Raw genomic sequence first — 21,377 nt, forward strand, 5'->3', positions numbered from 1 at the left:
TAGCATTTCAAAACATTTATAAAAAAATATAGGCGGTGTCTATTGGCTATTGTACTTTTCTATAACGCCGCTTGACGCAGCTTTTGTTGCTTTGTTGCGCCTAACTTTGGCTACCGCTCTTTTTAACACCTAAACACATCCATATGAATCAGGATCAAAACAAGCCCAATGCTGCCGGTAATGGCAATGGTCATTCGGGCAATAATGGCCAGTCTGGAAATAATCAACTCACCACCCGCCAGGGTCACCCGGTGTTCGATAACCAGAACCTGCGTACGGTAGGCAACCGTGGGCCGGCCACCATGGAGAACTATCATTTCTTAGAAAAAATGTCGCACTTCGACCGCGAACGGGTGCCGGAACGTGTGGTGCATGCCCGCGGTGCTGGGGCACATGGTTATTTTGAAGCTTATGGCACTGTTGGCAACGATCCGGTTTCGAAATACACCCGTGCAAAGCTTTTCCAGGAAAAAGGCAAAAGAACGCCTGTATTCGTACGGTTTTCGACGGTAATTCACGGTCTGCATTCACCTGAAACGTTGCGCGACCCACGCGGCTTTGCGGTGAAATTTTATACCGAAGATGGCAACTGGGATTTAGTGGGCAACAACCTGAAGATTTTCTTTATCCGCGACGCGATCAAGTTCCCCGATTTTATCCATGCGTTCAAGCCCGATCCGGTCACGAATATCCAGGACGGGCAGCGCCAGTTTGATTTTATTTCGCATACGCCTGAGGCAATGCACATGATCACCTTCTTGTTTTCGCCATGGGGCATCCCGGCCAGCTACCGCCATATGCAGGGCTCCGGCGTAAACACATACAAATGGGTAAATGCCGACGGTGAAGCCGTGCTGGTAAAATACCATTGGGAACCCAAGCAGGGCATTAAAAACCTGACCTCGGCACAGGCGCAGGAGATCCAGGGCAAAAACTTCAACCACGCTACGCAAGACCTGTACGAATCCATCAAGAACGGCGACTACCCCGAGTGGGAACTTTTTGTACAGATCATGAGCGATGACGAACATCCGGAGCTGGATTTCGATCCGCTGGACGATACCAAACTGTGGCCGCAAGACCAATTCCCCTGGCTGCCTGTAGGCCGCATGGTGCTCGATCGCAACCCGTCGGATTTCCATAATGAAGTGGAACTGTCGGCCTTTGGTACCGGTGTTTTGGTGGATGGTCTTGATTTTTCGGACGATAAAATGCTGCAGGGCAGAACGTTTTCATATTCCGATACACAGCGTTACCGCGTAGGTACCAACTATTTACAACTGCCGATTAACGCACCAAAAAGCCATGTAGCTACTAACCAACGTGGCGGACAAATGTCCTTTAAAGTAGACTTGGCCGAAGGACAAAATCCGCATGTGAACTACGAGCCTTCCTCGCTGAATGGATTGCAGGAAGCGGCTAAGCGCGGTAAAGATTACGAGCCGCAATACAATGCACGCCTGGTGCGCCAGCGCATCGATCGCACCAACGATTTTAAGCAAGCCGGTGAAACTTACCGCAACTTTGAAGATTGGGAACGCGATGAACTGATCCTGAACCTGGTAAACACGTTGAAGCCTGTTGCGCAACATATCCAGGATAAAATGATCGAAATGTTTACGGCTTGCGATGAAGATTACGGTCGCCGCGTAGCTGAAGGCCTACGGGCCGGAAGCAATGGAAACGGCGCCCATCAAATCGGCACCAGAGACGAGCAGGACGCCGTAAACCAGGCGGAGAATGAGTCGAAGGAAGCCAGGCCGTATTGAGGAGTTGATTGTTGACAGTTGGTAGTTGATAGTAAAAAGCAATTGCCAAGTTCATAAAAATTGAAAAGGCTGCCTGAGTGCAGCCTTTTCAATTTTATTTTCATGCTTGTACAATAAACAAATTGCGCATAAAGTTCACAACTACCAACTACCAACTACCAACTACCAACTACCAACTACCAACTACCAACTACCAACTACCAACTACCAACTACCAACTACCAACTACCAACTACCAACTACCAACTACCAACTACCAACTATCAACCACCAACTCCTCAAGCCAGCACATCCACAAAGTCCGGCTTTTTTTCAAAAATAGCTTTGGCAAAAGGGCACACAGGCACCACTTTAAAATCGTATTTGCGGGCATGCTCCACGGCGGCATGTACCAGCTCGTAGCCAACATTTTGTCCGCGCAACTCCTCATCCACACCGGTGTGTTCAATGATCATTTTACCATCGTCGGTAACGGCATACACCAGTTCTGCGGCACGTTCGCCTTCTTCTCCGGGAATATAAAACAGGCCATGGGTGCCGGACATCTTATGTTGTATGTTCATGTGCAGTGATTTTTATTGAAGCTAAAAATTATTTGTTCAAATGCGTCTTGTATTGCATATTTGCATACGATGAAAAAGATCAACAACATGCAGTGGTGGTGGCATTCAAATTCTTAACGGGGTTTGTTCTGTCCTATCTGCATGTATCAAGATATTCAGGCCCCGGTTTTTCCGGGGCTTTTTTTATTCCATTTAGCAAACTGGTGTTGCGCAAAAATGATTCCAAAAGGTAGCCGGCAGGCGCCGGAAAGAACAGTTGGGCCAGCACAGGAAATATTGGGTTGATGAAAAAAATACTGATCGAAACCACCGCCAAAAAAATTTTGGCCGACCTGTACACACCGGTGGGAATCTACCTGCGGCTGCGCGACCGCTTCCGGGATACGATCCTTTTGGAAAGCACCGACCACCACGTTGCCGAAAATAGTTTTTCGTTTATCTGCATCAATGCAATTGGTGGCATCGAAGTGCAAAGCAGCGACAAGGCCGAGTTCAAATTGCCCGGTGCAGAGCCGCAGAAAGTGGCGTTGGCCGGACAAAAAATTGAAGACGTTTTATACAATTTCTTACAGCGGTTTGAAGGCACCAGCAACGATCCCAAAGTGGCGCAATTTGCGCAGGGCTTGTACGGATATTGTTCCTTCGATGCAGTGCAGTTATTCGAGACCGTTAGTTTTAAAAAAGATGGCGGCAACGAAACTGCAATTCCATTGGCGCGGTACCGGTTGTATCAGTATGTAATTGCCATCAACCATTTTAAAGACGAATTATGGCTCATTGAAAATGGCGTGGCCGGTGTAGAAAGCGAGTTGCCGCTGGTTGAATCGCTTATCCGCAGCCGCGATCTGCCGGTGTATCCCTTCCGTGCAGTTGCATCCGAAACATCGAATATGACGGATGAAGATTATATGGAAATGGTGCGCAAGGGCATACAAAGTTGTCACCGTGGCGATGTATTTCAAATTGTACTCAGCCGCCGCTACCAGCAATCGTTTATCGGCGATGAAATAGCGGTGTACCGGGCCTTGCGCAACATTAATCCATCACCGTACTTGTTCTTTTTTGACTATGGCGATTATAAATTAATGGGCTCGTCGCCTGAGGCGCAGGTAATAATCCGCAACGGTAAAGCAGTAGTGCATCCTATTGCGGGTACATTCCGTCGCAGTGGCGACGATGCAGTAGATGCGCAAGCCGCTGAAGACCTGCTGAAAGATCCAAAAGAAAATGCCGAACATGTAATGCTTGTGGACCTGGCCCGCAACGATCTGAGTACCGTGTGCAAAGATGTGGACGTGGCGCATTACCGGCAGGTACATTACTATTCGCATGTCATTCACCTGGTGAGCGAAGTGGTGGGCACAGTGCCTGATGGTACCAATCCGTTTGCGGTGCTGGCAAAGACATTTCCCGCCGGTACATTAAGTGGTGCTCCTAAATACAGGGCCATGCAATTGATTGATGCATACGAACCCACACCCCGCAGTTACTATGGCGGCGCCATTGGTTTTGTGGGCTTGAACGGCAGCTGCAACCACGCCATTATGATCCGCACATTTTTGAGTAAGAATAATACGTTGTACAGCCAGGCCGGTGCCGGTGTAGTGGCAGCCAGCAAGCCCGAAAGTGAGTTGAAGGAAGTGGAAAATAAACTGAACGCATTAAAAGCCGCGGTGAAGCTGGCCGAAACATTATCGTGAATGGTGAATGGGCAATGGTGATGGTGATGAGAACTTTGCCAATTTGCGATTTTGGATTTTCGATTGACGATTTAAGTATAGCATTGACCATTGACGTTTGGCGTTTCACGACAAACTACCAAGAACAGTAACATGAACATCCTAGTTTTCGATAATTACGATTCATTTACCTACAACCTGGTGCACCTGGTGGAAAAGATTACCGGCGCCAAAGTGGATGTATTTCGCAACGACCAGATTTCGTTAGATGATGTTGCGAAATACGATAAGATCATTCTTTCTCCGGGCCCAGGGATACCGGAAGAAGCCGGGCTGATGCTGGAGCTGATCAAACGTTATGCTGCCAGCAAATCGATATTAGGCGTGTGTTTGGGCCACCAGGCCATTGGCGAGGCATTTGGTGGAAAGTTGAAAAATTTATCAACAGTTTACCACGGCGTGGCCACACCGGTGCAGGTGGTGGGGGAAGAAAAGGCAACATCCAATAAGGCCGATTTGTTTGCCGGTCTGCCACAAGAGATTGAAGTGGGCCGCTATCATAGCTGGGTGGTGGAGCAAACCGGCTTTCCCGATGTGCTGGAAGTGACAGCTGTAGATGGCGAAGGATACATTATGGCGCTGCGCCACAAAGAATACGATGTGCAGGGTGTACAATTTCACCCGGAAAGTGTGTTGACGCCAGCCGGTGAAACAATATTGAAAAACTGGTTAATGCCCCGTTAGGGATAACAGTATGAAAAAGATTTTACAGTATTTATTTGAATATAAAACGCTGTCGCAGCAGGCTGCCAAAGACATCATGCTGGGCATTGGCAAGGGGGTGTACAACGAAACGGAGATTGCTTCGTTCATCACCGTGTTTATGATGCGCAGCATTACCATCGAGGAGCTGCAGGGCTTTCGCGAAGGCCTGCTTGGAATGTGTGTGCCGGTCAACCTAAACGGCCATCGTGTAATGGACATTGTGGGCACGGGCGGCGACGGCAAAAACACGTTCAACATTTCAACACTTGCGTGTTTTATTGTAGCAGGTGCGGGGCAAAAGGTAGCTAAACATGGGAACTATGGTGCTACTTCTGTCAGCGGTGCATCGAATGTGATGGAGCAGTTAGGCTACACTTTTAAAAGCGGCAACGATGCGCTGAACCGCGAGCTCGATGAAGCGAACATTTGTTTTTTACATGCACCCATTTTTCACCCGGCGTTGAAAACCGTGTCGGTGATCCGCAAGAATTTTGGCCTGCGTACTTTTTTCAATATGCTCGGCCCGATGGTGAACCCCGCTAACCCGGAATACCAATTGGTGGGTGTGTTTAACCTGGAAATGGCCCGCATTTACAATTACCTCCTGCAGCAAAGCGGCAAGCCATTTACCATTATTCATGGTTTGGATGGCTATGATGAAATTTCTCTGACCAACGACACGAAGGTAATTACCAATAAAGGCGAACAAGTATTGTCAGCGCAGGTACTGGGCAAACGCACCGTGCAGCCCTCGGATATATTCGGCGGCAACACACCGGAAGAAGCAGCAAAGCTGTTTAAAACAATCATCAGCGGAAAGGGCTCCTGGGCACAAAACGCAGTGGTGCTGGCAAACGCGGCGATGGCGCTGCAATGCACGGGCAACTATCCAGATTATGAAGATGCATATGCCGCCGCTGTCAACAGTTTGGAAAGCGGCGCTGCAAAAGCCTGCCTCGATAAATTAGTGGCAATGCAGTAGAAAATTTTTACAGCAAAACCTGCTTCGCAAATGAAAACCATTGATCATTCACGATTCACGTTTCACGTCTCACGAACCTCCACACAACCATGAACATCCTCGACGAAATAGTAGGCTATAAGAAAATTGAAGTGGCGCAGCGCAAGGCGGAAATGCCGATGGAATTGTTGGAGCGACAGCGCCTGTTTTTGCGGCCGGCACTTTCCCTGAAACGATTCATACTGGATGCAAGCCGCACCGGCATCATTGCCGAATTCAAACGGCAGTCGCCTTCTAAAGGCGTGATCAACGGAACGGCCGATGTGGTGGATGTTACTACTGCCTATGCCAACAATGGCGCTTCGGGGCTGTCGGTGCTCACCGATTATCCTTCGTTTGGCGGCACCACCGAAGACCTGGTGCAGGCACGGATCAACGAAATTCCCATCCTGCGCAAGGAGTTTATTGTAGATGAATACCAGATCTACGAAGCAAAAGCCATGGGCGCCGATGTGGTGCTGCTGATTGCGGCCATCCTTACACCGGAAGAGGTGAAAGAGTTTACCATGACGGCGCACAGCTTGGGCCTGGAAGTGATCCTGGAAGTGCATGCTGAAGCAGAAATGGACCAATTTAATGACCGGGTGGACATAGTTGGTGTAAACAACCGCAACCTCAAGACCTTTGAAGTTTCCTTGGAAACATCCGTACATTTAAGCCGACTAATTCCGGGCGATAAAATAAAGATCTCAGAAAGCGGCATTCACCAGGTTGCCGACATCCGCTACCTGCGGCAGGCCGGCTACCACGGTTTTTTGATCGGTGAAAATTTTATGAAAAGCCCCGACCCGGCGCTTGCCTTTATGAAGTTTGTTTCCGAATTAAACGACACCGACGTATGAGAATAAAGGTATGCGGCATGATACAAAGGGAACAGGTGGATGCATTGGCAGACATCGGGGTTTCCTTTGCCGGCTTTATATTTTACCCCAAGAGCCCCCGCTATGTTTTCCGCGAAATGACGGCCTCGCAAATCCGCAAGGTGAACAACATCAACAAGGTGGGTGTTTTTGTAAACACGCCGATTGATGAAGTGCTGCACCTGGTAGATGAATGCCGGCTGCATATGGTGCAGTTGCACGGCGATGAATCGCCGCAGTACTGCTCCAAGATCGCCGATTATATTTCAGTGGTAAAAGCCTTCCGGCTCAGTGATGGCGACAGCGTGGAATGGATGGTGCGGCCTTATATGGAAGTGTGCGATCATTTTTTGTTCGATACGATGGGAGCGGGGTATGGCGGCACGGGTAAAAAGTTTGACTGGACAGTGCTGAAAGGTCAACAAATAGAAAAGCCTTTTTTCCTGAGTGGCGGTATTGAAAGCGGCGATGAAGATCAGTTAAAAACATTTGCCCAAACATCGGTTGCAAAAGACCTGTTTGCCGTGGACATCAACAGCAAATTTGAAATAAGCCCCGGCATCAAAGACTTGGACCTGGTGCGCCAGTTTGCTGCCAACCTGAATGGTGAAGCAAAATAAAAACAAGCCAATTGCTTCGTTGAAAAAAATAAAATCCTTTGTCCCACTTTGTTCCTTCGTGTCTTAGTGGTTCAAACAATAAAATAAGTTGAACAGCATTGGTGCCGTACAAGTGTGCGACGCAACCGGTGCCCAATAGCAATACAAATGCCGACAACAACATCATACAAACAACCGACCGAGCAGGGTTATTACGGCAAATTTGGCGGCGCCTACATCCCGGAAATGTTGCACCGCAACGTGGAAGAACTGCAGGCCCGTTACCTCGAGATCATGCAGGATGCGCAGTTCCGGAAGGAGTATGCAGCGCTGCTGCGCGATTATGTGGGCCGCCCAACGCCGTTGTATTTGGCAAGCCGGCTCAGTGCGCATTTCGGCACCAATATTTACCTCAAACGCGAAGACCTGTGCCATACCGGTGCGCATAAAGTAAACAACACCGTTGGTCAAATTTTGCTGGCCGAGCGGCTGGGCAAAAAGCGCATCATTGCCGAAACCGGCGCCGGCCAGCATGGTGTGGCAACGGCAACGGTTTGTGCATTGAAAGGCGTGGAATGCGTGGTGTACATGGGCGAAAAAGACATTGAGCGGCAGGCACCAAACGTGGCCCGCATGAAGATGCTAGGCGCTACCGTAGTGCCGGCAACCAGCGGTTCCAAAACGCTGAAAGACGCCACCAACGAGGCTATCCGCGCCTGGATCAACAACCCGCACGACACGCATTACATCATTGGTTCGGTGGTGGGGCCACATCCTTACCCCGATATGGTGGCGCGTTTTCAAAGCATTATTTCGGAAGAAATGCGCTGGCAGTTGAAAGAAAAAACGGGTTCCGAACTCCCTACTGCAGTTGTGGCTTGTGTGGGTGGCGGCTCCAACGCGGCTGGCGCTTTTTATCATTTTCTCGACGAGCCTTCGGTGCGCATTGTGGCGGTGGAAGCTGCGGGTCATGGCGTAACCAGCGGCCTCAGCGCGGCCACCACGGCACTGGGCAAAGACGGCGTGTTGCATGGCAGCCGCAGCCTGGTAATGCAAACCGACGACGGACAGGTGGTAGAGCCGCATTCCATTTCGGCCGGGTTGGATTATCCGGGAATTGGGCCCATGCATGCACACTTGTTTGATAGCGGCCGCGGCGAGTTTTTAAGCGCCACCGACGATGATGCATTGAAGGCCGCTTTCCAGTTGGCCCAGCTCGAAGGCATCATTCCGGCACTCGAATCATCGCATGCATTGGCGGCGCTGAACGATTTAAAATTTGGTGCCTCCGACAACGTGATCATCTGCCTTTCGGGTCGTGGCGATAAAGACCTGGCCACTTACATGAAGGCAATGGGTGTAGAAGGCAGCGAGGTTTCGGGATAATATTTTTGAGCCGGCTGCAGTGCCACTATTGGGCTGCTGTTGTGTGACTCACTTGTACGTCCCGAGCATTGCGCAGCAGGCTTTTCAACGACAATAAACATGCGGTAAATACCGCCAACAATAGATCCGGCCGCGGCCGGAAACGAAACAGAAATGAGTAGGATTCAACAACTTTTTGCCCGCAAACCGAAAGGTGTATTAAATGTGTACTGCACAGCGGGTTATCCAACGCTGGAAAGCACGGTGCCCGTAATGCAGGCACTGCAGCAGCATGGCGCCGATCTTATTGAACTGGGCATTCCCTACAGCGATCCCCTGGCCGATGGACCGGTGATCCAGGCAAGTGGCAACAAAGCCATTGCCAACGGCATGACGGTAGCCGGACTATTTGAACAACTTAAAGATTTCCGGCAAACGATCAATGTGCCGGTTGTGCTGATGGGTTATTTCAACCAGGTGCTGCAATATGGCTTTGAACGTTTTTGCGCCGATGCGGCAACCGTAGGTGTGGATGGCCTCATCTTGCCCGATCTGCCGATGTTTGAATTTGAACACATGTACGGAGCCACTATTAAAAAGCATGGGCTGGATTTTATTTTCCTCGTTACACCGGAAACCTCAGAAGAGCGCATTAAAAAGCTGGATGCAATGAGCACCGGATTCTTATATGCAGTGTCTTCATCATCCACCACGGGCAGCGACAAAAAGTTGGAAGACAGCAATGCCTATTTTCAAAAGCTGCAATCGATGGGACTGCAAAACCCGGTGCTGATTGGCTTTGGCATTAAAGACAAACAAAGCTTTGATGCGGCCTGTGCATTTGCCAACGGCGCCATTATTGGCAGTGCTTATATCAAAGCGCTGGATGGAAAAAGTGATGTGGCTTCGGCAACAAAAGAGTTTTTATCGGGAGTGCTCCAATGAAACATTCCATCTGTTCAAGAGATGGAATGTTTAAGTCGAAAAATAGCGTATTGAAGAGCGGAAGACGGGACTCGAACCCGCTACCTACAGCTTGGGAAGCTGTCGCTCTACCAGGTGAGCTACTTCCGCGGCTTAAAAAAATGAAGGATGATTTGAAAATAAAACAATTTGTCCGGTTTTAAAATTCTGATGATGAACATTGCAATTGTTCAATACAATGCGGGCAACATACAGTCGGTGTTATATGCGCTGGAGCGGCTGGGTGCGGACGCTAAAGTAACCGCCAACGCCGACGAGCTGCGCAGCGCCGACAAAGTTATTTTTCCCGGCGTAGGCGAAGCCGGCAGTGCTATGGATAGCCTGCGTGAAGGTGGGCTCGATAGTGTAATTAAATCATTAAAGCAGCCGGTGCTCGGTATTTGCGTGGGCATGCAGTTGCTGTGCGCCCATTCCGAAGAAGGTGACACCGAATGTTTGGGCATTGTGCCCGTAGCAGTGCGCCGTTTCCCGGCAGCACTCAACAGCCACGACGAAGGTTTTATACATGTTGCTAGCGGTGCCGGAAGTCCAGTTTTGAAAGTGCCGCAGGTGGGTTGGAACACCATCCAGGATTTAAGCTCACCGCTGTTTCAGGATATTACTTCCGGTAGTTTTATTTACAACGTACATAGCTTTTATGCCGAGGACAGCGACTATACCATTGCCCGATGTAACTACGGGCTGACCTATGCCGCGGCGGTACAGAAGGACAACTTCTACGGCGTGCAATTCCACACCGAGAAAAGTGCCGCAACCGGCGACCAGATCCTCAAAAACTTTTTAGCGCTGTGAGCATCGAGATCAAAGAAGTGCCACTGCTAACGGTTTGGCATATGCGCCAGACGGTGATGTACCCCGAAATGACGCTGGAAGCGATGAAGCTACCGGACGACGAAGCGGGCAAACACCTTGGTTTGTATGATGACAACGTACTTTGTTCCGTTGTTTCCCTTTTTTACCGCGGCGATGTGTTGCAATTCCGCAAGTTTGCCACCGTGGCGCATTTGCAGGGAAAAGGTTATGGCACAAAGCTGCTGCAACATGTATTTTCTGCCGCAAAAAAGGATGGCGTGCAACGCATTTGGTGTAATGCCCGTGCAACCGCATTGCCTTTTTACCAGAAATTTGGGATGCAGCCGTTCGGCGAAGGGTGGTTGGAAAACGGGCACGAGTTTATAAAAATGCAAATTGAATTATGACGATCATACCGGCTATAGATATCATTGATGGCAAATGTGTGCGCCTTACCCAGGGTGACTACAATCAAAAAACCGTGTACAATGAGCACCCACTTGAAGTGGCCAAGCAGTTTGAAGATGCCGGCCTTACCCGCCTGCACCTGGTGGACCTCGACGGCGCAAAAGCAGGGCAGGTGCGCAACTGGAAAGTGCTGGAAACACTGGCCGCAAAAACGGGCATGATCATCGACTTTGGTGGTGGCGTGAAAGCGGAAAAAGATGTGCAGATCATCCTGGACTCCGGTGCTGCGCTGGTCACGGTTGGTTCAATTGCGGTAAAAGATGAAACCTTGTTTGTTTCCTGGCTGCAGCGGTTTGGTGCTGATAAATTTTTACTGGGCGCCGATGTAAAAGATGAAAAGATCGCCGTGCATGGCTGGCTTGAAACAACCGATGTATGGATCTATGATTTTATCCGCAAATACCTAGACCATGGCGTGCAACAGATCTTTTGTACCGATGTAGCTAAGGACGGTGCGCTGCAAGGTCCGTCCACGCAGCTTTATAAAAACATCATCGCCGAATTTCCGCAACTCCATTTCATTGCCAGCGGTGGTGTCAGCAACATTGATGATGTGCACCAGCTTGCGGATATCGGCTGCAGCGGCGTCATCATCGGCAAAGCCATTTACGAAGGCCGCATTTCCCTGCAAGAACTGCAGAAGATCAGCAACTAAAAGCAGCAACCTGCAAAAGATGCTACGCCAATAATTATTAATTAATAATTTCTCAAAACATGCCAACCGGCAACCCACAATCAATCAGCAACCTGGCCAAGCGCATCATCCCGTGTTTGGATATCAAGGACGGCAGAACGGTAAAAGGCACCAACTTCGTGGAGCTGCGTGATGCCGGCGACCCCGTGGAACTGGCTGCACGCTACGCCGTTGAAGGCGCTGATGAACTGGTGTTTTTAGACATCACCGCTACTATAGAAAAGCGCAAAACCCTGGCCGAACTGGTAAAGCGTATTGCCCACCGCATCAATATTCCGTTTACCGTTGGTGGCGGCATCCGCAGCGTGGAAGATGTCAGTGTGTTGCTCGGTTCCGGTGCTGATAAAGTGTCGATCAATACAGCAGCATTTCAAAACCCGGAGCTTATTTCCGGCATTGCAAAAGCAGCCGGCAGCCAATGCGTGGTGTTGGCTATAGATACACGGCCGGAAGAAGACGGTCAATGGTATGTTTACCTGAATGGCGGCCGCACAAAGACCGATGCATTATGTTTTGATTGGGCCAAAAAGGCAGTGGAACTAGGTGCTGGCGAAATCCTGCTTACCTCCATGAACCATGACGGTACCAAAGCCGGCTTTGCGTTGGACATTACGCAACAATTGTCTGATGCGTTGCCCATCCCGGTCATTGCATCGGGTGGCGGCGGCAACAAAGAGCATTTTGTAGATGTCTTCCAAAACGCCCATGCTGATGCAGCGCTGGCAGCGTCTATTTTTCATTTTAAGGAAATTGCCATCCCCGACCTGAAACAACATTTAAAAGAAGCGGGCATCCCAGTACGCATATAGATTTGCTATTACGACCGCATCGACACCAAAACCTTCGTGTACCTTTATGTCTTCGTGCCTTTGTGGTTCAAAATAATTTCCATGAAAATTGATTTTAAAAAATATGCCGATGGCCTGGTGCCTGCGGTGGTTCAGGATTACAACACGGCCAAAGTGCTGATGCTTGGTTTTATGAACGAAGAGGCTTTGCAAACAACCGAGCAAACCGGCCTCGTTACTTTCTTCAGCCGCAGCAAAGGCCGGCTTTGGACCAAAGGCGAAGAAAGCGGCAACCACCTGCAATTGCGCCAGATGCTGGTTGATTGCGACAATGATACGCTGCTCATCAAGGCCGAACCCACCGGGCCCGTGTGCCACACCGGCGCCGATACCTGTTGGAGCGAACGCAACCATAAGGACGATTTTTTGTATTACCTCGAAGACATCATCCGGCTGCGCCGTAGCAGCAACGACCAAACCTCTTATGTGCACAAGCTTTTTGGCAAAGGCATCAACAAAATTGCCCAGAAAGTAGGTGAGGAGGCAGTGGAAGTAGTGATCGAAGCGAAAGATGTTAATAGGGACCTATTTTTGGGCGAAGCGGCCGACCTGCTGTTTCATTATTTAATATTATTGCAGGCTAAAGACTGTTCGCTCCAGGACGTCATAGCCGTTTTAAAACAACGGCATCAACCTAAATGATCTATGAAAAAAATTCTTTTTTCCCTGCTGTTGCTGCCATCCGTTTTGTTTGCCCAGGACGTTGCTTTTGTGCTTAAGGGTAAAATCTCCGGCTTGGCCGAAGGCGCCGAGGTAAAACTCACCAGCACCAACGAAGAAGCGGTAGTGCTCACCAAGGGTACCGCAAAAGGCGGCACATTTACCCTCACCGGCAAGCTGCCCGAGCCGGGCCTGTACTGGCTAACCGTGGGTAAAGATCAGCCACAGCATATTTACCTCGAGAACAGCGCCATCAACGTGGCGGGCAAAGCCGGCGACCTGAAGAACATGAAGGTGGAAGGCTCCGCTACACACAACGATTTTGTTATTTTCCGCGACCGCTTTAACCCACTGGTTGGTGAGCTCCAGGCTACCATGGCCCAGGCCGAAAAAACCGAAAGCGAAGCCGGCCAGATGCGCCTACAAAAGCGTTTCGACTCCCTGAAAAATGTGGTAGATGATGAAGTGGGCAAGTTTGTACAAGCCCGCCCGGCATCGTATGTGTCGCCGTTCCTCCTGTTCATTTCTTCGCAAATTTTGGAAGACCCGATGGTGATGGAGCAGCGCTTTCAGCAGCTGGCCGAGCCGGTGCGCCAATCGCAAATTGGCCAGAGCCTGGCGCAATACATCGAGTTCAATAAAGTAGGCGCCGTAGGTACCGAAGCCCCTGATTTTACACAAGCAAGCGTGAATGGCCAGCCCATTGCACTTTCGTCGCTACGCGGGAAATATGTGCTCATCGATTTTTGGGCTTCCTGGTGCAAACCCTGCCGCCTCGAAAACCCCAACGTGGTAGCAGCTTATCAAAAGTACAGCCCCAAAAATTTTACCATCCTCGGCGTATCACTGGATAAGGAAAAAGATGCCTGGGTAAAAGCCATTGAGAAAGACGGGCTTACCTGGCCGCAGGTGAGCGACCTGAAGTTTTGGAACAACGAGGCCGCCGCCCTGTACCGCGTTCAGGGCATTCCGCAAAATTTCCTGGTGGACCCAACCGGAAAGATTGTTGCCAAAAACCTTCGTGGCGCAGCCCTTGAAGCCAAGCTGGCTGAACTGCTGAAATAAATTTTACTCGCAGATATTTTTAAAGATTCCATCTCTTCAAGAGATGGAATCTTTTTTTGTAGCGGGCTATAGCACCACTGTTCGTCGCCTGTTGCGTCGCACACTTGTGCGGTTGGCAATCCTGTTCGGCTGTGCGCCACACGTTTTTAACGGGCCATTAGGTCCATCCGGCCAGAATTCTTTGCCCCATCACGCCGCTTTTCCGCAATGCCGGTATCTTTGCAGCCTCATGGAAAAACAGCGTAGTGTAGCGTTTCACACCCTGGGCTGCAAGCTCAACTTCTCGGAAACATCCATGCTGTCGCGCAGCCTGGAAGCCGAGGGATTTGTGAAAAGGGAGTGGGACGACCTGTCGGATGTGTATGTGATCAACACTTGCTCCGTTACCGATAATGCAGATAAAGAGTGCCGCCAGCTGGTGCGCCGAATTCAGCGCCGTGCCCCGGAAAGCCTGGTGGTGATCACGGGCTGCTATGCCCAATTGAAACCAAAAGAGATTGCCGAAATTCCCGGCGTGGACTTGGTTTTAGGCGCAGCTGAAAAGTTCAACCTCGCTACGCATTTACGCGAGCTGGCCAAAGGCGATTCGGCCCGCATCAGCAGCTGCGATATTGAAGATGTATCCGGTTTCCATGCATCTTATTCCATCAACGACCGGACCCGCACTTTTCTGAAAGTGCAGGATGGTTGCGATTATACCTGTTCGTTTTGCACCATACCCATGGCGCGGGGCAAAAGCCGTAGCGATTCTATTGTGAATGTGGTGCGCAATGCCGAAGAACTGGCCGCTACCGGTGTGCAGGAAATTGTACTCACCGGTGTTAATCTTGGCGACTTTGGCAAAGGCCCCGATGGTGCTAAAAAGACCGAAGAAAATTTTTACGAACTGATCCAGGCGTTGGAGGGAGTGGAGGGCATCCGCCGCTACCGCATATCTTCCATTGAACCCAATTTGCTTACCGAAGACATCATTCGTTTTGTGGGGCAATCGGGCAAGTTTATGCCGCATCTTCATGTGCCGCTGCAAAGCGGTTCCAACGATGTTTTGGGTGCCATGCGCCGCCGCTATCGCCGCGAGTTGTATGCCGAGCGGGTAGCAATGATCAAATCACTGATGCCGCATTGCGCCATTGGTGTGGATGTGATCGTTGGCTTTCCCGGCGAGTCGGATGTGCATTTCAGGGAAACCTTCGATTTTCTACACAGCCTCGATGTTTCTTATTTCCATGTGTTTACTTACTCCGAACGGGATGGCACAAGGGCTTTGGAAATAAAACCAGTGGTGCCCATTTCGGTACGGCATGAACGCAATAAAACGCTGCGTAATTTAAGCTACATGAAGATGCAGCATTTTACTGCACAACATGCAGGACAAACACGGCCTGTGTTGTTTGAAGGACATGAAAAAGGCGGCATGATGGAAGGGTATACCGATAACTATATCCGCATCACTACACCGTTCCGCGAGGAGTGGGTAAATAAAATTGTGGATTGGAAAATTTAATCCTGTTTCTTTTTTGGAAATGTAAACTGCTCTCCCCTATATTTGCACTCCCAAAACGCACCAACAACGTTGCGGGAAAACAGAAGTTCTTTAAAATTGGGAGCATAGCTCAGCTGGTTCAGAGCATCTGCCTTACAAGCAGAGGGTCCGCGGTTCGAATCCGTGTGCTCCCACAATTTTTTTTCTGCACATGCCCATGTGTAGTTTTTTTTTAGGTTAAGGGAGCATAGCTCAGCTGGTTCAGAGCATCTGCCTTACAAGCAGAGGGTCCGCGGTTCGAATCCGTGTGCTCCCACAAATGGCCACGGTTTTTCCGTGGCTTTTTTGTGCCCATATACCTTTCACGGCTGTGGTTAAGCGAAACCTTTTTTGGTGGCAGATATATCCTCGCATTTGTTATTTTAAGTTGACATTTAATTACTGGTAAACATCAGTTTACATATTAGGTGCTTCAGGTGCAGTTATAGTGTTTGTTTGTATTGCCGGTGCCCTGTTCCTCTTTCCTCCTGAACAAACCAAAACAGTAGCATTCATCCAATTTCATTTTGTAGGCCACTCTTTAACTTTTATTGTAAATGCCTGTCATAAAGTGCGAAAAGGCGCCGGATGGCCTGATTTTTTAAGCTCAACATTTAATAACCTGCGAAACATGAAAACGTCTACGCTGCTTGCCACCCTTTTATCTTTTGCCCTCATTTATTCCTGCGCCAAAGAAGACCAGCCCGAACATGGCGCCAAGGCCTGCCAGTTGCGCTACAACGTGATTGTGGAAGAAGGAGCCGCATCCGATTCGTTCAACTACCAATATAACGGTGCCGGGCAGTTGATAAAAGTTACCAGCGACAAATACGATTACACTTTGCAATATGATGCCGGTAGGGTAGTTGGCCGAAAGTATTTTTATGCCGGCTCCGGCGAAATGTTTGCATCAGACACAGTGTTGTACAATCCCGGCGGAATTATCAATGAAATAAAGCGTGTCGATCCGTTGGGTTTTGCCATTCAAACCACCGGGTTTACTTACAATAGCAATAAGCTTACGGCACTTTCTTTCTTCAACGAAAAAGACGAACTGAAAGCCAAATACAATTACACCTATACCATCAACAACATCACGGCTATTGCTGGCGACGAATCGTGGGACAATATCAACCGCAGCTTTAGTTACAGGTTTACCTATGATACCCGCTCCAACAACAATAAATGGGGACAGCAGGCACTTTTGTACGATGGATTTTTGAGCGACCACATGGGCCTCTCGGTTATTTATGCAATCAGCGACAACTATGTAAAAACGATCGAGCAAAATGGCCTGACCGTTCCCGTTAGTTACACCATTGATGGCAATAACAACACTACTGCAATAACAGTAGCCGGGCAGCCTGTGATGCGTGGAGCGTACAATTGTCCATAATATTTTACAGTAAAATTTGCTTGCAACCACAATGGCGTTACCGCTGTTGTGGTTGTTTTTTTGTGCTTACAGCTGTGTTTCGGATAAAACTTATCTTCCTAACTTTGCCCCGTTATGGGCGCCGTAAAGGAATATAGTAACCCCTCACCGTCGGAGACGCTGCTGGCAGAAGCCGAAAAGCCTTTTCAACTGGTTGTTTGGAACGACGAGGTAAACACCTTTGAGTGGGTGATTGAAACCCTTGTGGAAGTGTGCAGCCACTCCTACGAGCAGGCCGAGCAATGTGCATACATCATTCACTTCCGCGGCAAGTACGCTGTAAAAGAAGGCGACTACGAAACCCTGAAACCTATGTGCGATGCCATCACTGAAAGAGGCATTGGCGCAACGGTGGAACAACCGGCATAAGCTTGTTCTGAGTCTGTAGTTGGGAGTTTATAGTTGGTATTTGGCTGCGTGAAGCAGCTTTTTTTATTTGTATAAAAACCTAGGTGGATTTTATACTATTATCAACTACAAACTGTCAACTGTAAAATATCGACTCCACTCACCACCTTGTACCCAAATAATGCGGTAGCACGGCCCGCCAGGTATTCCAGTCGTGTGGCCACTCGGCTCCCCAAATATCCAGTTCATAATTGATGCCTTTGCTGTATAACAGGTGCGCAAAGCGGCGTGCTGCATCAGGCGCTTCATATGGCCCGCTGCCGGAAAAAAGATGAATGTGTTGCGACCGCCGGATCTGCTCCAGAATGCCGTGGTCGGTCAAGTTGGGCAGGTAATGTTGCGGGCTGTTGAAATAAACATCATCGCTGAAAAATCCACGGCTGTATTCAGTAAGGTCATACACACCACTGAGGCCAATGATGCCGTCGATCAGGTCGGGTCGCTTCAAAAATAGGTTCATGCTATGCAGTGCGCCAAACGATGCGCCGCAAACAATGATCGGTGTGTCATTGCTGGTTTGGCGTTTCAGGTGCGGCACCACTTCGTCAAATACATACTGGTTAAACTGCTGGTGACGTATTGCTTTGTGGTGCGGATCCATCTCGTAATTCATCCAGCTTTGGTTATTGATGCTGTTGATGGAAAAAACTTTTACTTTCCCCGCATCCACTGCAGGCGCAATGGCGTCCATCAGCCCAAAGCGTTCATATTCCAAAAAATCGGCTGCGGCCGTGGGCAACAGCAGTAACGAAAAACCATAATGCCCGTACATGGCAATGGGCATTTCCTGTTGCAGGTTAGGACTATACCACGAAGTGATGTGTGCATGCATGGCCAAAAGGTAATTATTCCGTTTCATTTTCTGCAGACAGCAGCAGTGAGTAATGGGTTTACCTAGCAAAAAGCAGTGAATACCCTTACTGCCCTAAAGCAATGCGTTTTAGCGCTTTTAAACATGACGAATTGCTTTAATTTTACCCCTTATTGCGGGCATTTGGCCCCGCCAACCACCAATCGGTTTGAAATTTGTCGTCCAATATCCCTGTGCATATCGATCCACTACAACAAAGTCATTCGCATGCTGGCCCACCCGCCAACTTGGGGCAGGGGCTGGTTGTGCCGGCACAGGACGGCGGTGCAGATAATCCCGTGTTGGCTTTTTTCGCAGGACTGCCGCTGCCGGCATTCATCTACGACCCCGAAACGCTGCGCATCATTCAGGTAAATCCGAAGGCTCCGCAGCATTACGGTTATACCGAAACGGAATTTCTGGGCCGCCTCGTTACCGATTTCCACACAGAACAAGAACATGATACCGTGCGGGCACAGATTGCGCAAAGCCGCAAAGGCAACACCATGACGGTGCGCAACTGGCAACACCTCCGGAAAGATGGTGCCGTGCTGGATGTGGAAGTGTGGGCCAGCAATATTGAACTGGACGGCCGGCATTACCGCATGGCCATCATGAACGATATTACGGGGAAACGACAAATAGAAACAGCGCTGCGGAAAAGCAACGAACGTTTTGAGCTGGCCGCTAAAGCCAGCAAAGACGCCATTTACGAATGGAACCCGATTACCAACGAATTGCTTTGGACCACCGGCCTTACCATGCTGTTTGGGTGGCAACCCGAAGAAGTGACTTTTAACCGGTGGCATGCGCTGGTGCACCCCGACGATGTGGATGAAACAGACCAGACTTTAAAAGAAGCCATTGCCGATCCAACGCAGGAAATCTGGAGCCACGATTATCGATTCCGACACCAGGACGGCGGCTGGCGTGATGTGCAGGAACGCTGCTTTATCATTCGCAACGAGCAGGGCGTAGCCACGCGTTGCATTGGTGTGCTGCAGGATATATCGGAACAAAAGCGGCTGGAACAGGCGCTGTTAAAAAAAGAACTGGAGCGGCAAAAAATAATCGGGCAGGCAACCATCGACTCGCAGGAAAAAGAGCGGGCCGAAATAGGAAAGGAACTGCACGATAACGTGAACCAGATTTTGACCACTACAAAGCTGTACCTCGACCTGGCGCAAAGCAATGCCGAACTCAGGGATGACCTACTACAAAAAGCAAGTGCCAATGTAATGCACGTCATCAACGAGATTCGTTTTTTATCCCGTTCTTTGGCCGACCCAAGTATCGGCGACTTAGGCCTGGTTGATTCGATCAACAACCTGGTTGCCGATATTCAGAAATCACGGCAACTCGAAGTTCGGTTAACCATCGACGGTGACCCGGATACGGCGCTGGAACGGGCCAAAAAGTTGATGGTGTTCCGCATTGTGCAGGAGGCGTTGAACAACGTGGTGCGTCATGCGCAGGCTACCGTAGCCACGGTATACATAGGCCAGGAGGGTAATATCTTTAAGGTTGTGATACAGGACGATGGCGTTGGTGTGGCCAGTAAAGAACTGGTTTACGGCGCCGGGTTGAATGATATCAAAAACCGAGTATATTTAGTCGACGGTAATTTTCAAATTGAATCGGCGGCGCAAAAAGGCGTGCGGCTTTCAATCAGTTTTTTAATATAAACAAATCCGAATAACATGGATAAGATCAGTATTCTGATAGCAGATGATCATACGTTGGTGAGAGAAACGTGGAGCTTTATATTAAATACAGATCCGCGGTTTACCGTAGTGGCGGAAAGCGGCAGCGGCGAAGAAGCAGTGGAGCTTGCCAAAAAATTACGTCCGCAGATCGTGATCATGGACATCAACCTGCCCGGCATCAACGGCATTGAAGCCACGCAGCAGATCCGTAAGTTTTCGCCGGGGACTAAAGTGCTGGGCGTATCGCTGCACACACAGCCCACTTATGCCCGCAAAATGATGCAGAAAGGCGCTATGGGTTATGTAACCAAAAACTCGTCGCGGGAAGAAATGTTTAAGGCCATCATGGAAATTCAGGGCGGCAAAAAATACATTTGCGATGAGATAAAGAACATTCTTTCAGAGCAGGTAATCGCCGGCGATGATCCGCAAGCCGGCCTCAACTCCTTATCGCAACGCGAAATCGAGATCATTGCTTACATCAAGAAAGGATTTTCTTCAAAGGAAATTGCTGATGCGCTGAACATTTCGGTAAAAACCGTGGAGGTGCACCGCTACAATATTTTGAAAAAACTGAACCTTAAAAATGCTGCTGCGTTGGTAAACTTTATCAACAACAGCCAGCTTGATATAGAAGAATAAACGTTGCTGTCATCGCGTTTTGCGCAGCTCGTTTTTGAAGTGTGGGACCAGAAGCCGGAAATTTATTTTGCAAAAGATCAGTGCTGGTGAAATTTCGGCACGTTTATTACCAAAACCAAACCGTCTTAAGGGATAATAAGTCCAAGGAAGGTTAATGGCTAACCCATTACTACTATGCATGAGAAAAAACTAAGGGTCATCATTGTTGATGACCATAAAATGATTAGGGAAACCTGGCGTTTCCTCCTGAGCCGCGATCCCAAGCTGGAGGTTGTGGCCGAATGCGCATCCGGAGCGGAGGCCATCGAAAGTGCCGGCGCCCTGCAGCCCGACATCATGCTGATGGACATTAACATGGAGCCGGTAAACGGCTTTGAAGCCACGATGGAAATTACCCGCAAATACCCCGACATCAACATCATCGGGGTATCGGTAAACGATCAGCCCGGTTATGCACGGCATATGCTGCAAATGGGTGCCCGCGGTTTTGTTACCAAAAATTCATCCCTCACCGAAATGGTCCATGCCATTGTGGAAGTAAGTCAGGGCAATGTGTACATCTGTACAGAAGTGCGGGAGAAAATGGGAAGCTGAGGCGATTGACGATTTTAGATTTCGGATTTCGGAATTGAGTGATATAATATTTAGGGTGGCTGCTTAAAACGAGCAGCCATTTTTTTAT

The 21,377-nt window shown here is 49.3% G+C and carries 22 protein-coding genes and 3 tRNA genes; 22 read left to right on the forward strand and 3 right to left on the reverse strand.

The features are described from left to right. The first annotated feature begins 143 nt into the window (after window positions 1-143). Window positions 144-1,769: a catalase gene (locus EPD17_RS11110; protein WP_132054230.1), complete on the forward strand. Its 1,626-nt coding sequence runs from the start codon at window positions 144-146 to the stop codon at window positions 1,767-1,769. 278 nt (window positions 1,770-2,047) lie between these two features. Here EPD17_RS11110 and EPD17_RS11120 read toward each other — a convergent pair whose 3' ends face one another. Further along, window positions 2,048-2,332, reverse strand: a complete 285-nt coding sequence (locus EPD17_RS11120; RefSeq protein ID WP_114234238.1) for a GNAT family N-acetyltransferase — start codon at window positions 2,330-2,332, stop codon at window positions 2,048-2,050. Window positions 2,333-2,616: 284 nt separating this feature from the next. Here EPD17_RS11120 and EPD17_RS11125 point away from each other — a divergent pair, with 284 nt between their 5' ends. From EPD17_RS11125 to trpA, 7 genes are all read left to right on the forward strand, one after another. Then, window positions 2,617-4,032 carry an anthranilate synthase component I family protein gene (locus EPD17_RS11125; protein WP_132054232.1) on the forward strand — a complete coding sequence of 472 codons (1,416 nt, stop codon included), beginning with the start codon at window positions 2,617-2,619 and terminating at the stop codon, window positions 4,030-4,032. A 132-nt stretch (window positions 4,033-4,164) separates the two neighbouring features. Further along, window positions 4,165-4,755 carry an anthranilate synthase component II gene (locus EPD17_RS11130; protein WP_132054234.1) on the forward strand — a complete coding sequence of 197 codons (591 nt, stop codon included), beginning with the start codon at window positions 4,165-4,167 and terminating at the stop codon, window positions 4,753-4,755. Window positions 4,756-4,765: 10 nt separating this feature from the next. Then, entirely contained in the window at window positions 4,766-5,758 is a 993-nt protein-coding gene (trpD, locus tag EPD17_RS11135) for an anthranilate phosphoribosyltransferase (protein WP_132054236.1), read from the forward strand. A gap of 89 nt (window positions 5,759-5,847) precedes the next feature. After that, window positions 5,848-6,639 (forward strand): indole-3-glycerol phosphate synthase TrpC, encoded by a 792-nt coding sequence (gene trpC, locus EPD17_RS11140; protein ID WP_132054238.1) that lies wholly within the window; start codon window positions 5,848-5,850, stop codon window positions 6,637-6,639. Then, the gene (locus EPD17_RS11145; protein ID WP_114234232.1) at window positions 6,636-7,277 is read left to right on the forward strand and encodes a phosphoribosylanthranilate isomerase; all 642 of its coding nucleotides are present in this window, start codon (window positions 6,636-6,638) and stop codon (window positions 7,275-7,277) included. Before trpC ends, EPD17_RS11145 begins: the two co-directional genes overlap by 4 nt. A 147-nt stretch (window positions 7,278-7,424) precedes the next feature. Continuing rightward, entirely contained in the window at window positions 7,425-8,642 is a 1,218-nt protein-coding gene (gene trpB / locus EPD17_RS11150; protein ID WP_132054240.1) for a tryptophan synthase subunit beta, read from the forward strand. Between the two features lie 153 nt (window positions 8,643-8,795). Continuing rightward, entirely contained in the window at window positions 8,796-9,566 is a 771-nt protein-coding gene (gene trpA / locus EPD17_RS11155) for a tryptophan synthase subunit alpha (protein WP_132054242.1), read from the forward strand. Between the two features lie 56 nt (window positions 9,567-9,622). Here trpA and EPD17_RS11160 read toward each other — a convergent pair. Continuing rightward, a tRNA-Gly gene (locus tag EPD17_RS11160) sits at window positions 9,623-9,695 on the reverse strand. 63 nt (window positions 9,696-9,758) lie between these two features. Here EPD17_RS11160 and hisH point away from each other — a divergent pair. From hisH to EPD17_RS11215, 11 genes are all read left to right on the forward strand, one after another. Beyond that, window positions 9,759-10,397 carry an imidazole glycerol phosphate synthase subunit HisH gene (gene hisH / locus EPD17_RS11165; protein WP_132054244.1) on the forward strand — a complete coding sequence of 213 codons (639 nt, stop codon included), beginning with the start codon at window positions 9,759-9,761 and terminating at the stop codon, window positions 10,395-10,397. Then, window positions 10,394-10,804, forward strand: coding sequence for a GNAT family N-acetyltransferase (locus tag EPD17_RS20230; RefSeq protein ID WP_132054246.1), 411 nt, complete (start codon window positions 10,394-10,396; stop codon window positions 10,802-10,804). The genes hisH and EPD17_RS20230 overlap by 4 nt, the downstream gene beginning before the upstream one ends. Then, on the forward strand, window positions 10,801-11,520 hold the full coding sequence (gene hisA / locus EPD17_RS20235; protein ID WP_132054248.1) for a 1-(5-phosphoribosyl)-5-[(5-phosphoribosylamino)methylideneamino]imidazole-4-carboxamide isomerase: 720 nt from the start codon (window positions 10,801-10,803) through the stop codon (window positions 11,518-11,520). Before EPD17_RS20230 ends, hisA begins: the two co-directional genes overlap by 4 nt. Window positions 11,521-11,579: 59 nt before the next feature. After that, window positions 11,580-12,368, forward strand: coding sequence for an imidazole glycerol phosphate synthase subunit HisF (hisF, locus tag EPD17_RS11180; RefSeq protein WP_132054250.1), 789 nt, complete (start codon window positions 11,580-11,582; stop codon window positions 12,366-12,368). An 81-nt stretch (window positions 12,369-12,449) separates the two neighbouring features. Beyond that, window positions 12,450-13,049, forward strand: a complete 600-nt coding sequence (hisIE, locus tag EPD17_RS11185; protein WP_132054252.1) for a bifunctional phosphoribosyl-AMP cyclohydrolase/phosphoribosyl-ATP diphosphatase HisIE — start codon at window positions 12,450-12,452, stop codon at window positions 13,047-13,049. A gap of 3 nt (window positions 13,050-13,052) precedes the next feature. Continuing rightward, entirely contained in the window at window positions 13,053-14,132 is a 1,080-nt protein-coding gene (locus tag EPD17_RS11190) for a TlpA disulfide reductase family protein (protein ID WP_132054254.1), read from the forward strand. A 229-nt stretch (window positions 14,133-14,361) separates the two neighbouring features. Further along, window positions 14,362-15,636 carry a tRNA (N(6)-L-threonylcarbamoyladenosine(37)-C(2))-methylthiotransferase MtaB gene (gene mtaB, locus EPD17_RS11195; RefSeq protein ID WP_132054256.1) on the forward strand — a complete coding sequence of 425 codons (1,275 nt, stop codon included), beginning with the start codon at window positions 14,362-14,364 and terminating at the stop codon, window positions 15,634-15,636. A 98-nt stretch (window positions 15,637-15,734) separates the two neighbouring features. After that, window positions 15,735-15,809, forward strand: a tRNA-Val gene (locus EPD17_RS11200). Window positions 15,810-15,856: 47 nt separating this feature from the next. After that, window positions 15,857-15,931, forward strand: a tRNA-Val gene (locus EPD17_RS11205). Between the two features lie 354 nt (window positions 15,932-16,285). Continuing rightward, complete coding sequence (locus EPD17_RS11210; protein ID WP_132054258.1) at window positions 16,286-17,050, forward strand: hypothetical protein; 765 nt, start codon at window positions 16,286-16,288, stop codon at window positions 17,048-17,050. 114 nt (window positions 17,051-17,164) lie between these two features. After that, the gene (locus EPD17_RS11215) at window positions 17,165-17,458 is read left to right on the forward strand and encodes an ATP-dependent Clp protease adaptor ClpS (RefSeq protein ID WP_132054260.1); all 294 of its coding nucleotides are present in this window, start codon (window positions 17,165-17,167) and stop codon (window positions 17,456-17,458) included. Window positions 17,459-17,597: 139 nt separating this feature from the next. On the opposite strand, the gene EPD17_RS11220 is transcribed toward EPD17_RS11215, so the two are convergent. Further along, the gene (locus tag EPD17_RS11220; RefSeq protein WP_132054262.1) at window positions 17,598-18,329 is read right to left on the reverse strand and encodes an esterase family protein; all 732 of its coding nucleotides are present in this window, start codon (window positions 18,327-18,329) and stop codon (window positions 17,598-17,600) included. Between the two features lie 194 nt (window positions 18,330-18,523). Here EPD17_RS11220 and EPD17_RS11225 point away from each other — a divergent pair, with 194 nt between their 5' ends. The 3 genes from EPD17_RS11225 to EPD17_RS11235 all read left to right on the forward strand — a co-directional run bounded on the left by EPD17_RS11225 (window position 18,524) and on the right by EPD17_RS11235 (window position 21,289). Beyond that, on the forward strand, window positions 18,524-20,032 hold the full coding sequence (locus EPD17_RS11225; RefSeq protein WP_132054264.1) for a PAS domain-containing sensor histidine kinase: 1,509 nt from the start codon (window positions 18,524-18,526) through the stop codon (window positions 20,030-20,032). A gap of 15 nt (window positions 20,033-20,047) precedes the next feature. Next, complete coding sequence (locus tag EPD17_RS11230; protein WP_114234220.1) at window positions 20,048-20,695, forward strand: response regulator; 648 nt, start codon at window positions 20,048-20,050, stop codon at window positions 20,693-20,695. A 174-nt stretch (window positions 20,696-20,869) separates the two neighbouring features. Next, window positions 20,870-21,289, forward strand: coding sequence for a response regulator (locus EPD17_RS11235; protein ID WP_132054266.1), 420 nt, complete (start codon window positions 20,870-20,872; stop codon window positions 21,287-21,289). The last annotated feature ends 88 nt before the right edge of the window (window positions 21,290-21,377 follow it).

It is taken from the genome of Pseudocnuella soli, from assembly GCF_004347775.1.
Classification (GTDB): Bacteria; Bacteroidota; Bacteroidia; order Chitinophagales; family Chitinophagaceae; genus Flavisolibacter; species Flavisolibacter aquaticus.

Excerpts from the sequence above, each read along its gene's own strand:
- EPD17_RS11110 (WP_132054230.1), top strand. The coding sequence starts at position 144 with ATGAATCAGGATCAAAACAAGCCCAATGCTGCCGGTAATGGCAATGGT.
- EPD17_RS11120 (WP_114234238.1), bottom strand. The coding sequence starts at position 2,332 with ATGAACATACAACATAAGATGTCCGGCACCCATGGCCTGTTTTATATT.
- EPD17_RS11125 (WP_132054232.1), top strand. The coding sequence starts at position 2,617 with ATGAAAAAAATACTGATCGAAACCACCGCCAAAAAAATTTTGGCCGAC.
- EPD17_RS11130 (WP_132054234.1), top strand. The coding sequence starts at position 4,165 with ATGAACATCCTAGTTTTCGATAATTACGATTCATTTACCTACAACCTG.
- trpD (WP_132054236.1), top strand. The coding sequence starts at position 4,766 with ATGAAAAAGATTTTACAGTATTTATTTGAATATAAAACGCTGTCGCAG.
- trpC (WP_132054238.1), top strand. The coding sequence starts at position 5,848 with ATGAACATCCTCGACGAAATAGTAGGCTATAAGAAAATTGAAGTGGCG.
- EPD17_RS11145 (WP_114234232.1), top strand. The coding sequence starts at position 6,636 with ATGAGAATAAAGGTATGCGGCATGATACAAAGGGAACAGGTGGATGCA.
- trpB (WP_132054240.1), top strand. The coding sequence starts at position 7,425 with ATGCCGACAACAACATCATACAAACAACCGACCGAGCAGGGTTATTAC.
- trpA (WP_132054242.1), top strand. The coding sequence starts at position 8,796 with ATGAGTAGGATTCAACAACTTTTTGCCCGCAAACCGAAAGGTGTATTA.
- hisH (WP_132054244.1), top strand. The coding sequence starts at position 9,759 with ATGAACATTGCAATTGTTCAATACAATGCGGGCAACATACAGTCGGTG.
- hisA (WP_132054248.1), top strand. The coding sequence starts at position 10,801 with ATGACGATCATACCGGCTATAGATATCATTGATGGCAAATGTGTGCGC.
- hisF (WP_132054250.1), top strand. The coding sequence starts at position 11,580 with ATGCCAACCGGCAACCCACAATCAATCAGCAACCTGGCCAAGCGCATC.
- hisIE (WP_132054252.1), top strand. The coding sequence starts at position 12,450 with ATGAAAATTGATTTTAAAAAATATGCCGATGGCCTGGTGCCTGCGGTG.
- EPD17_RS11190 (WP_132054254.1), top strand. The coding sequence starts at position 13,053 with ATGAAAAAAATTCTTTTTTCCCTGCTGTTGCTGCCATCCGTTTTGTTT.
- mtaB (WP_132054256.1), top strand. The coding sequence starts at position 14,362 with ATGGAAAAACAGCGTAGTGTAGCGTTTCACACCCTGGGCTGCAAGCTC.
- EPD17_RS11210 (WP_132054258.1), top strand. The coding sequence starts at position 16,286 with ATGAAAACGTCTACGCTGCTTGCCACCCTTTTATCTTTTGCCCTCATT.
- EPD17_RS11215 (WP_132054260.1), top strand. The coding sequence starts at position 17,165 with ATGGGCGCCGTAAAGGAATATAGTAACCCCTCACCGTCGGAGACGCTG.
- EPD17_RS11220 (WP_132054262.1), bottom strand. The coding sequence starts at position 18,329 with ATGCATGCACACATCACTTCGTGGTATAGTCCTAACCTGCAACAGGAA.
- EPD17_RS11230 (WP_114234220.1), top strand. The coding sequence starts at position 20,048 with ATGGATAAGATCAGTATTCTGATAGCAGATGATCATACGTTGGTGAGA.
- EPD17_RS11235 (WP_132054266.1), top strand. The coding sequence starts at position 20,870 with ATGCATGAGAAAAAACTAAGGGTCATCATTGTTGATGACCATAAAATG.